Below are 9571 nucleotides of genomic sequence, written 5' to 3'. Positions count from 1 at the left end.
CGCCAGCGCGTCGACCGTCGAACCCGTGCAGGTGCTCATCCACAGCGAGGCGGTGATCAGGAACAGCAGACCCGCCGCCGCGAAACCCAGTCCGGCGCGCACGGCGTCGCGCACACCGTGGTCGTCGTAATCGACGCCGTGCCGGCTCCGGTGGCCTGACAGGTCCGTCATGCAATCGTGACTTCCCGGACACCCCCGCGGGTAAACGTGGTGTGTCGGGGTGCGCCCCTACGATCCGGGTGTGAGCTGGACACGCTGGCGACTGGCGATGGCGCTGGGCGTCGCCGCGGGCGCCTGCGCGTATCTGCTCGGGGTGCCGGGCTGGTGGTGTGTGGTGCTCGCGGCGGTCACACCGCTGCTGCCGCGCTTCCTGGCCGCGATCGTCGTCGGCGCGGCCACCCCGGGCGAGCGGGAGCGGGCCGTGCGGGACGAGATGTCGGGCACCGAGTTCGAGGACTACGTGGCGCGGATCGCGCGCTCGGTCGGCGTGCCCGTGATCATGACGCCGCTGTCCGGGGACTGGGGCGTCGACCTCATCGTCGGCCACCGACCGCACCGCCTGGCGGTGCAGTGCAAGCGTCAGTCACGGCCGGTCGGGACGGGCGCGGTGCAGGAGGTGGTGGCCGGCGCCCCGATGCAGGACTGCACCCGCACCATGGTCGTCACCAACCACCAATTCACCCCTGCCGCACGCAAGCTCGCGGAACTGCACGGGTGTGAGCTGGTCGGCGGCGCTGAATTGCCGAGGCTGCGCTCGACGATCCGCCGGCTCACCCAGCCGATCGAACCGACATCGACCTGAGCACCGCGCTGACCGCGTCGACCGCCGTGTCGATCTCGTCGCGCGACACCGTCAGCGCGGGCCGGAACCGCACGCTGTCGGGTCCGCAGCCGAGCATGATCACCCCGGCGTCCCACAGCCGGGCCACCAGCGTGTCGCGTAGCGCGGCGCTGGACATGCTGAACGCGCACATCAGCCCGCGGCCGCGCACGTCGTGCACCAGGGTCGGGAACGCGGCGGCCAGCTCGTCGAGCCGGTCACGCAGATAGCGGCCGTTCTCGGCGGCGCGCTCGAACAGGCCGTCGGCCTCGATCACCTCGAGGATGCGGCGCGAGCGCACCATGTCGACCAGGTTGCCACCCCACGTCGAGTTGATCCGCGAGCTGACCGCGAACACGTTGTCGGGCACCTCGTCGACCCGGCCGCCGGCCATCACGCCGCACACCTGGGTCTTCTTACCGAACGCGACCACGTCGGGCATCACGCCGAGTTGCTGGTACGCCCAAGCGGTTCCGGTGATGCCGCAGCCGGTCTGCACCTCGTCGAAGATCAGCAGCGCGTCGAACTCGTCGCACAGCGCGCGCATCGCGGCGAAGAACTGCGGGCGGATGTGCCGGTCGCCGCCCTCACCCTGGATCGGCTCGGCGATGAAGCACGCGATGTCGTGCGGAGCGGCTTCGAACGCCGCGCGGGCCTGCCGCAGCGACTCGGCTTCGAGCGCCTCGACATCGGCACCCGACCGCAGGTACGGCGCGTCGATGCGTGGCCAGTCGAACTTGGGGAACCGCGCGACCTTGTTCGGGTCGGTGTTGGTCAGCGACATCGTGTAGCCGCTGCGGCCGTGGAACGCGCCGCGCAGGTGCAGCACCTTGGTGCCGAGTTCCGGGCTGCGGCCCTGTGCCTCGTTGAGGCGGCTCTTCCAGTCGAACGCGACCTTGAGTGCGTTCTCGACAGCCAGCGCACCGCCGTCGACGAAGAACAGGTGGGGCAGCGCGGGGTCGCCGAGGACGCGCGCGAAGGTGTCGACGAAGCGCGCCATCGGGACGCTGTAGACGTCGGAGTTGCTCGGCTTGTTCAGCGCGGCCGCGGTCAGCTCGGCGCGGAACTCCTCGTCACCGGCCAGCGCCGGATGGTTCATGCCGAGCGCCGAGGACGCGAAGAACGTGAACATGTCGAGGTAGCCACGACCGGTACGGGCGTCGACCAGATACGAGCCGTGCGAGCGCTCGATGTCGAGAACCAGGTCCAGACCGTCGGCCAGGATGCTGCGGGCCAGCACGGGGCGGACGTCGGCGGGGGTGAGCGCATTCTGGACGCGCGCCGGCAGAACATCAGTCATACGGGCATCCTAACGGAATATTTACCGTCAAAGCCACTTTTGACCGCTACTACTCCGGTATGTAGCGTCTGTCGCTGTAGAATTTATGTAGGATGATCGTGCTGCGGGTCTTCACATCGGCCGCGGTGCGGATGCGCTGCAGCAGACCTTCAAGCGCCCGCGCCGACGCCACGTGCACCAACAGGACGTAGCTGTCCTCCCCGGCCACCGAATAGCAGGACTCGATTTCGGGGATGTGCTCGAGCCGGGCAGGCGCATCATCGGGTTGAGACGGATCGAGAGGAGTGATGGCGACGAACGCCGAGAGCATGTTGCCGACGGACTCGGGGTTGATCCGGGCCGTGTACCCGGTGACCACGCCGCGCGACTCCAGCCGGCGCACCCGCGACTGCACCGCCGACACCGACAGCCCCGCCGTCGCAGCTAGCTGCGCCAGTGTGGCGCGCCCGTCGGCGACCAGTTCACGCACCAGCACGCGATCGATGTCGTCGAGCGGCGGGCATTCCTCGGGGCCGGTCATGGCCGCACTGTATCGGAAGGGGGCATGCGTCCGTGTCCATCACTGAAACCTGGCGTTTGCGGGCGCAATTCGCGGCCGGGCTGGCGGCCATGTACGGCGCCGAGGTCCCCGCCTACCACACCCTCGTCGAGGTCAGCTCAGAGGTGAACCGCGGCGTTGTCGCCGCCGACGGCGAGGCCGTGCGGCTCGGCTCGCTGGACCGGGTCACCGCCGAACGGCACGGAGCGATCCGCATCGGCACCGCCGAGGAACTCGCTGACGTCGCCGACCTGTTCTCCGCGTTCGGCATGTACCCCGTCGGCTTCTACGACCTGCGCGAGGCTGCCTCCCCCGTCCCCGTGGTCTCCACGGCGTTCCGGCCGCTCGATCCGGAGGAGTTGGCGCGCAACCCCTTCCGTGTGTTCACCTCCGTCCTGGCCTCAGCCGACCGGCGGTTCTTCTCCGCCGACCTGCGCGCGCGGGTGGCGGCCTTCCTCGAGACACGCCGGCTGTTCGACCCCGCGCTCGTCGCGGCGGCGCGGCGCATCGCCGCCGACGGCGGGTGCCCCACAGCGGAGGCCGACGACTTCGTCGCCGCCGCGGTGTCGGCGTTCGCGCTGTCGCGCGAGCCCATCGACCGGGGCTGGTACGACGAACTCTCCGCGGTCTCCGCAGTGGCCGCCGACATCGCCGGCGTGCGCTCCACCCACATCAATCACCTGACCCCGCGGGTGCTCGACATCGACGCGCTGCAGCGCGCCATGACCGCGCGCGGTATCACGATGATCGACCACATCCAGGGCCCGCCGCGCACCGATGGCCCGCAGGTGCTGTTGCGGCAGACCTCGTTTCGGGCGCTCACCGAGCCGCGCCGGTTCCGGCTGGCCGACGGTTCCGTGGTGGACGGGACGCTGCGGGTACGCTTCGGCGAGGTCGAGCAGCGCGGGGTCGCACTGACCCCGCTGGGCCGGCAGCGTTACGACGCGGCGATGGCGTGCCCCGACCCGGCCGCGGTGTGGGATCAGCACTTCCCCGCGACCGACGCCGAGATGGCGGGCTCCGGGCTGGCCTACTACCACGACGGCGACCCCGCCAGACCCGTTGTGTACGAGGACTTCCTGCCCGCGTCGGCGGCCGGCATCTTCCGCTCCAACCTCGACAGCGAATCCCCGGCCGCCGAGGGCGCCGATAACACCTCCTACAGCCAGGACTGGATGGCCGGCCGCATCGGCCATCACATTCACGACCCGTACGACCTCTACGAGAAAGTCGCGTGCTCATGACCACCGTTGTGACATCCCCCCTGCCCACCTCCGACGCGCTGCGCACCCGCGTACGCGAGGCGATGACCGCCGTCGGCGCGCAGGTGCCGCTCGGCGAGCCGAACGCCGGCGGCGTCACCGCCAGCTCGCCGATCAACGGCGACGTGCTGTTCACCGTCGCGGAGTCGACCCCCGATCAGGTCGACGCGGCGATCGCCGCGGCCGCGGAGGCGTTCGCCACGTGGCGGACCACGCCGGCGCCGGTGCGCGGCGCGTTGGTGGCCCGGCTCGGTCAGCTGCTCGTCGAGCACAAAGAAGAGCTGGCCTCGCTGGTGACCATCGAAGCGGGCAAGATCACCTCCGAGGCGCTGGGCGAAGTGCAGGAGATGATCGACATCTGCGAGTTCGCCGTGGGACTGTCCCGTCAGCTCTACGGCAAGACGATCGCCTCCGAGCGGCCGGGACACCGGCTGATGGAGACCTGGCATCCGCTGGGCGTGGTCGGTGTCATCACCGCGTTCAACTTCCCCGTCGCGGTGTGGGCGTGGAACACCGCGGTCGCGCTGGTGTGCGGTGACACGGTGGTGTGGAAGCCGTCCGAGCTGACCCCGCTGACCGCGATCGCCTGCCACGCGCTGCTGGCCCGGGCGTGCGCCGACGTCGGCGCCCCCGAGGGCATTTCGCAGCTGGTGCAGGGTGGCCGCGAGGTCGGCGAGCGGCTGGTCGAGGATCACCGCATCGCGCTGCTCTCGGCGACCGGCTCGGTGCGGATGGGCCGGCAGATCGGCCCGCGGGTGGCGCAGCGCTTCGGCAAGGCGCTGCTCGAACTCGGCGGCAACAACGCCGCGGTGGTGACGCCTTCGGCCGACCTGGACCTCGCGGTGCGTGGCATCGTGTTCTCGGCGGCCGGCACGGCCGGTCAGCGCTGCACGACGCTTCGCCGGCTGATCGTGCACTCCTCGATCGCCGACGAGCTGGTGTCGCGGATCGTGTCCGCGTACGCCCAACTGCCGGTCGGCGACCCGTCGGCCGACGGCACGCTGGTGGGCCCGCTGATCCACGAGACCTCATACCGCGACATGGTCGGCGCGCTGCAGCAGGCCGCCGCCGAGGGTGGCGAGGTGACCGGTGGCGACCGCGTGGACGTCGGTGACGAGGGCGCGTTCTATGTCCGTCCCGCGGTGGTGCGGATGCCCGCGCAGAGCGAGGTCGTGCACCTCGAGACGTTCGCGCCGATCCTCTACGTGATGACCTACGAGACGCTCGACGAGGCCATCGCGATGAACAACGCGGTGCCGCAGGGACTTTCGTCAGCGATCTTCACCCTCGACGTCCGCGAGGCGGAGCGCTTCCTGGCCGCCGACGGGTCGGACTGCGGGATCGCCAACGTCAACATCGGCACGTCCGGCGCCGAGATCGGCGGGGCGTTCGGTGGCGAGAAGGAGACCGGCGGCGGCCGCGAGTCCGGCTCGGACGCGTGGAAGGCCTACATGCGGCGCGCCACCAACACGGTGAACTACTCCTCGGAGCTCCCGCTGGCCCAGGGCGTCCACTTCGGGTAGAGGCCCCTTTGCGCGCGAGCGGGCGTGTCTGCGGCCGACACGCCGCCTCAGACCGGGAGTTCACGCACGCTCGCAGTCGACAATCAGCACATGGAATTGGACGGCAAGGTCGCGATCGTCACGGGCGCAGGCTCAGGAATCGGGGCGGCGATCGCCGACGGTCTCGCGCAGCGCGGAGTGCGGGTGGTCGTCGGCGACCTCGACGAGCAGAACGCGCACGCGACGGCGGAGGCGATCCGCTCGGCCGGAGGCCAGGCGGTGGCGCTGCGGGCGGACGCTGCCGACGTGGTCGACATCGAAGGCATGATCACGCTGGCCAGTCGGGAGTTCGATCCGGTCGACATCTACGTCGCCAATGCCGGCGTCATGGGGGCCCCGGGACTGGGGTCCGAAGCCGACTGGGACGTCATCCTCGACGTGAACCTGCGCGCGCACATCCGAGCGGCGAGACTGGTTGTCCCGCACTGGCAGTCGCGGGGCTCCGGGTACTTCGTGGCGGTGGCGTCGGCGGCGGGACTGCTGACGCAACTCGGCGCGGCCGGATACGCGGTGAGCAAGCATGCGGCGGTCGGGTTCGCCGAGTGGCTTGCCATCACCTACGGCGACGACGGCATCGGTGTCAGCTGTGTGTGCCCGCTCGGGGTGGAAACACCGCTGCTGCAGGCGGTCCGGAGCACCGACGATCCCGATGGCCGGCTCGGGGCGTCGTCGGTCGAGCAGTCTGCCTCGGTGATCAGCGCGGCCGACGTCGCGACCGCGACGATCGACGCGATGCTCGCCGACCGGTTCATGGTGCTGCCCCACGCCGAGCTGCTGGGGATGTACCGGCACAAGGGCGGCGACTACGACCGTTGGATCTCCGGGATGCGGCGCTACCAGCGGACATTGCGCGCGTTCTGACGAGCGGCGAGCCTATCCGGCGCCGTCTCCGACGAACTCGCAGAACGCCGAGTACGCCCGTGCTCCGTAAATGGTCGCCGGGCCGCCGTGCATCATGATCGTCACGCCGATGGCCTCGGCAGCCTCCTCTGAGGTGGCACCGGCACGCGCGGCCGACCGCGCGTGCGAGGCGATACAGCCGTCGCAGCCGTGCACGATCCCGATCGTCATCGCCATCAGCTCCTTGACCTTCTGACTCAAGGCACCGTCGACGAGCGCCGCCTCGCTCAACGCGGCGAACCCCTTGTAGACGTCCGGAATCATCTGCCGCAGCGCGCGATGCTGCGGCCGCAGGTCGTTGAGAACGTCGTGATGATGCCCATGGTCGTCCATGCCGAGAGTCTGAGGCCCATTGACGCAGGCGGCGAGGGCCGAAAGGCCCTTATGCGGTAGAGGCCCCCTTCGTAGCGTCGTGAACCATGAAGGGCCGTCTCGACCGTGCGCAGCTGCGCGAGCTCGACCGGTTGAACGCGGACGTGATGTTCGGAGAGTCGACCGTGATCTTCGGTGAGGGTGATCCCGGCGATCACATGCTCGTCATCCGCAGCGGCCACGTCCGCGTCTCACGCCGCAGCCACGACGGCCGCGACTTCCTGATGGCCGTGCTCGGCCCCGGCGACGTGCTCGGTGAGCTCGCCGTCTTCGATCCCGGGCCGCGCACCAGCACGGCGACCGCGCTGTCCCGCGTGATCGCCACCAGGGTCCCGCGGCAGATGCTGCGCGCCGTGCTCACCGACGACCCGCAGTGGTGCTGGTTGCTGCTCGAACGGCTGACCGAGCGGCTCGACGACGTGGAGGCGCAGCTGGTGGGCTTCGCGTCGACCGGGGTCGCCGGCCGGATCGCCGGACAGCTCGTGCACCTCGCGTCGCGCTTCGACACCCGCAGTGACGGCACCGTGCACATCGCGTGCGGGCTGCACAACGACGACCTCACCCAGCTGGCCGGCGCCGGGCACACCTCCGGCACCGACGCGCTCGCGGCCTTCGTCGCCAACGGCTGGATCACCCTCGACGACCACGGGGTGACGATCCGCGACCTCGCCGCGCTACGACGGTGCGCCCGGCAGGCCGACGCGCTGATCGCCGTGCACCGCCCCGCCTGACCAGAACAGCGGATTCGTAAGAAACCCGTAACGACCAGCGCATCGTGCGCATGGCGACCGTGCCGGGTGAGCCACTTCTCGCAAACAACACACCGGTCAGCACCCGCATGTCGTCCCCGTCCCCGCACCCGCCGGCAAACACCGGCTGCCGGCAGGGGTGGCGGTCGCGCAGTCGTCGGCGGCGCCCGCGCCGCCCAGTACACCCGCGGGAGCGTCGATTCGTCGCTGGTCAGCCGTTTTCTTTCGCCCGGGCGGGGCACGCCCCGCGTGTAATCTCCGAACTCTGGACGGCCGCTTCCGGCCTTCGAGGAAAGGACGACCGTGGACGTGCGAGCGCAGGTGTCGCAACTCGATGACAAGGCACGGGACGCTCTCGCCCGACGCATCAAATCGCGGTTGGCCGCGGCCGGCGACGACCCGAGCGAGCACCACGTCGCGATCATCGGCGGCGGTGTCGCGGCCCTGACGCTGGCGCTGCAACTGCGCTCCGAGCGGCCGGGCACCCGGGTCCTGGTCGTCGAGCCGACACCGCACCCCGTGCCCGAGATCACCCACACCGTCGGTGAGTCCACGGTCGAGATCTCCGCGCACTATCTGCGTGACCGGCTCGGCCTGGCCGACCACCTGCAGGACGCCCAGCTGCGCAAGATGGGGCTGCGGATGTTCTTCACCAACAACGGCAACACCGACATCGCCCAGCGGGTGGAGGTCGGCAGCAGCGCGTTCGTGCCGCAGACCACCTATCAGATCGACCGCGGCCGGCTGGAGAACGAGCTCTACCGCCGCTGCGTCGCCGACGGTGTCGCGTTCGCCACCGGCCGCGTCCGGTCGGTGGACCTCGGCGCCGGTACCGCGCCGCACCGGCTGTCCATCCAGCGCGACGACGACGTCACCGAGACCACCGCCCGCTGGGTGGTCGACGCGTCCGGCCGCAACCGGCTGCTCCCCCGCGAACTGGATCTCAAGCGCGCCAACGGACACCAGTGCAGCGCGGCGTGGCTGCGCATCAAGACCGAGATCGACGTCGGCGGCTGGAGCGACGACCCGACCTGGCATTCCCGGCTGACCGAGGGCCGACGCGAATTCTCGACCAATCACCTGATGGGCGAGGGCTATTGGGTGTGGCTGATCCGGCTCGCCTCCGGCGCCACCAGCGTCGGCATCGTGGCCGACCCGGCGTTCCACCCCTTCGACGAGTACAACACCCTGGACAAGGCGATGACCTGGCTGCGCCGGCACGAACCGCAGTGCGCCGCGGTGCTCGACGAGCACGCCGAGCAGATCCAGGACTTCCGGGTGATGAAGAACTACAGCCACACCGTCGACAAGGTCTACGACGGACAGAGCCGCTGGTGCCTCACCGGTGACGCGGGCGTCTTCCTCGATCCGCTCTACTCGTCGGGGCTGGACCTGGTCGCGATCGGCAACGGACTGGTCACCGACCTGATCACCCGCGAGCTAGACGGCGCCGACGTGGTCGCCCGCGCGGCCATCAGCGACTCCCTGTTCCGCTCGCTGACCGACATGTGGTGCAACATCTACCGCGATCAGTACGTGCTGATGGGCTCGCCGACGGTGATGGCGGTCAAGGTCATCTGGGACATCGCGTTCTACTGGGGCTTCATCGGATTCCTTTACAGCAACGACCGATTCACACAGGTCGCCGACGATCCCGAACTCGTGCCGTACCTGCAGGGGCTGATCGACCTGAGCAACCGCATGCAGCAGTTCCTGCGCGAGTGGGCCGCCGTCGAGCACGACCCCTCCCCGCCGCGGTTCGTCGACCTGTACGTGCCGCTGAACTTCATGGCGACACTGCATCATTCGATGATGGGAACGTCCACGGCGGTGCGTGAGCAGTTCGACGCCAATGCGCTGCTGCTGCGTCAGGTCGCCGGCCAGGTGATCGACGAGGTGCTCACCGACAAGGCGTCGCGCTTCTCCGACGACGACGTGATGGCCCAGGCCCAGGCGTGGCAGCGGGATTCGTTGCTGCGCGAACTCCGGTCGGTGTACCGCGAGCAGCAGGCGATCAACCCGATCAGCACCGACTGGGTTCTGTGCACCGCAGCGGCACGATGACAGG

General features: G+C 69.8%; 9 protein-coding genes. 6 read left to right on the top strand and 3 right to left on the bottom strand.

Annotation, left to right across the window (positions count from 1 at the left end):
• Positions 1-241 precede the first annotated feature (241 nt).
• Positions 242-802: a restriction endonuclease gene (locus MCHUDSM44219_RS02150; RefSeq protein WP_048416586.1), complete on the top strand. Its 561-nt coding sequence runs from the start codon at positions 242-244 to the stop codon at positions 800-802.
• Here MCHUDSM44219_RS02150 and lat read toward each other — a convergent pair.
• Together lat and MCHUDSM44219_RS02140 are read right to left on the bottom strand one after the other, a co-directional pair.
• Positions 771-2120, bottom strand: a complete 1350-nt coding sequence (gene lat, locus MCHUDSM44219_RS02145) for an L-lysine 6-transaminase (RefSeq protein WP_048416578.1) — start codon at positions 2118-2120, stop codon at positions 771-773. The genes MCHUDSM44219_RS02150 and lat overlap by 32 nt on opposite strands.
• A gap of 49 nt (positions 2121-2169) precedes the next feature.
• The gene (locus MCHUDSM44219_RS02140) at positions 2170-2640 is read right to left on the bottom strand and encodes an Lrp/AsnC family transcriptional regulator (protein WP_048416577.1); all 471 of its coding nucleotides are present in this window, start codon (positions 2638-2640) and stop codon (positions 2170-2172) included.
• A gap of 32 nt (positions 2641-2672) precedes the next feature.
• On the opposite strand from MCHUDSM44219_RS02140, the gene hglS reads away from it, so the two are divergent.
• The 3 genes from hglS to MCHUDSM44219_RS02125 all read left to right on the top strand — a co-directional run bounded on the left by hglS (position 2673) and on the right by MCHUDSM44219_RS02125 (position 6343).
• Positions 2673-3902, top strand: a complete 1230-nt coding sequence (gene hglS, locus MCHUDSM44219_RS02135) for a 2-oxoadipate dioxygenase/decarboxylase (RefSeq protein ID WP_082161995.1) — start codon at positions 2673-2675, stop codon at positions 3900-3902.
• Positions 3899-5443: an L-piperidine-6-carboxylate dehydrogenase gene (amaB, locus tag MCHUDSM44219_RS02130; RefSeq protein WP_048416576.1), complete on the top strand. Its 1545-nt coding sequence runs from the start codon at positions 3899-3901 to the stop codon at positions 5441-5443. The genes hglS and amaB overlap by 4 nt, the downstream gene beginning before the upstream one ends.
• A 90-nt stretch (positions 5444-5533) precedes the next feature.
• A complete protein-coding gene (locus tag MCHUDSM44219_RS02125; RefSeq protein ID WP_048416575.1) occupies positions 5534-6343 on the top strand; it encodes an SDR family oxidoreductase in 810 nt (269 codons plus the stop codon).
• Positions 6344-6355: 12 nt separating this feature from the next.
• On the opposite strand, the gene MCHUDSM44219_RS02120 is transcribed toward MCHUDSM44219_RS02125, so the two are convergent.
• Positions 6356-6715, bottom strand: coding sequence for a carboxymuconolactone decarboxylase family protein (locus MCHUDSM44219_RS02120; protein ID WP_048416574.1), 360 nt, complete (start codon positions 6713-6715; stop codon positions 6356-6358).
• A gap of 86 nt (positions 6716-6801) precedes the next feature.
• Here MCHUDSM44219_RS02120 and MCHUDSM44219_RS02115 point away from each other — a divergent pair, with 86 nt between their 5' ends.
• Positions 6802-7485: a Crp/Fnr family transcriptional regulator gene (locus MCHUDSM44219_RS02115; protein ID WP_053081164.1), complete on the top strand. Its 684-nt coding sequence runs from the start codon at positions 6802-6804 to the stop codon at positions 7483-7485.
• Positions 7486-7812: 327 nt separating this feature from the next.
• Positions 7813-9567 (top strand): NAD(P)/FAD-dependent oxidoreductase, encoded by a 1755-nt coding sequence (locus MCHUDSM44219_RS02110; protein ID WP_048416583.1) that lies wholly within the window; start codon positions 7813-7815, stop codon positions 9565-9567.
• Positions 9568-9571: the final 4 nt, after the last annotated feature.

Origin of the sequence: Mycolicibacterium chubuense, from assembly GCF_001044255.1 — a bacterium.
GTDB lineage: Bacteria > Actinomycetota > Actinomycetes > Mycobacteriales > Mycobacteriaceae > Mycobacterium > Mycobacterium chubuense.
Note: the sequence above shows the minus strand (reverse complement) of the source record. Positions and strands in the feature narration are given on the sequence as shown.

Excerpts from the sequence above, each read along its gene's own strand:
- lat (WP_048416578.1), bottom strand. The coding sequence starts at position 2,120 with ATGACTGATGTTCTGCCGGCGCGCGTCCAGAATGCGCTCACCCCCGCC.
- MCHUDSM44219_RS02140 (WP_048416577.1), bottom strand. The coding sequence starts at position 2,640 with ATGACCGGCCCCGAGGAATGCCCGCCGCTCGACGACATCGATCGCGTG.
- amaB (WP_048416576.1), top strand. The coding sequence starts at position 3,899 with ATGACCACCGTTGTGACATCCCCCCTGCCCACCTCCGACGCGCTGCGC.
- MCHUDSM44219_RS02125 (WP_048416575.1), top strand. The coding sequence starts at position 5,534 with ATGGAATTGGACGGCAAGGTCGCGATCGTCACGGGCGCAGGCTCAGGA.
- MCHUDSM44219_RS02120 (WP_048416574.1), bottom strand. The coding sequence starts at position 6,715 with ATGGACGACCATGGGCATCATCACGACGTTCTCAACGACCTGCGGCCG.
- MCHUDSM44219_RS02115 (WP_053081164.1), top strand. The coding sequence starts at position 6,802 with ATGAAGGGCCGTCTCGACCGTGCGCAGCTGCGCGAGCTCGACCGGTTG.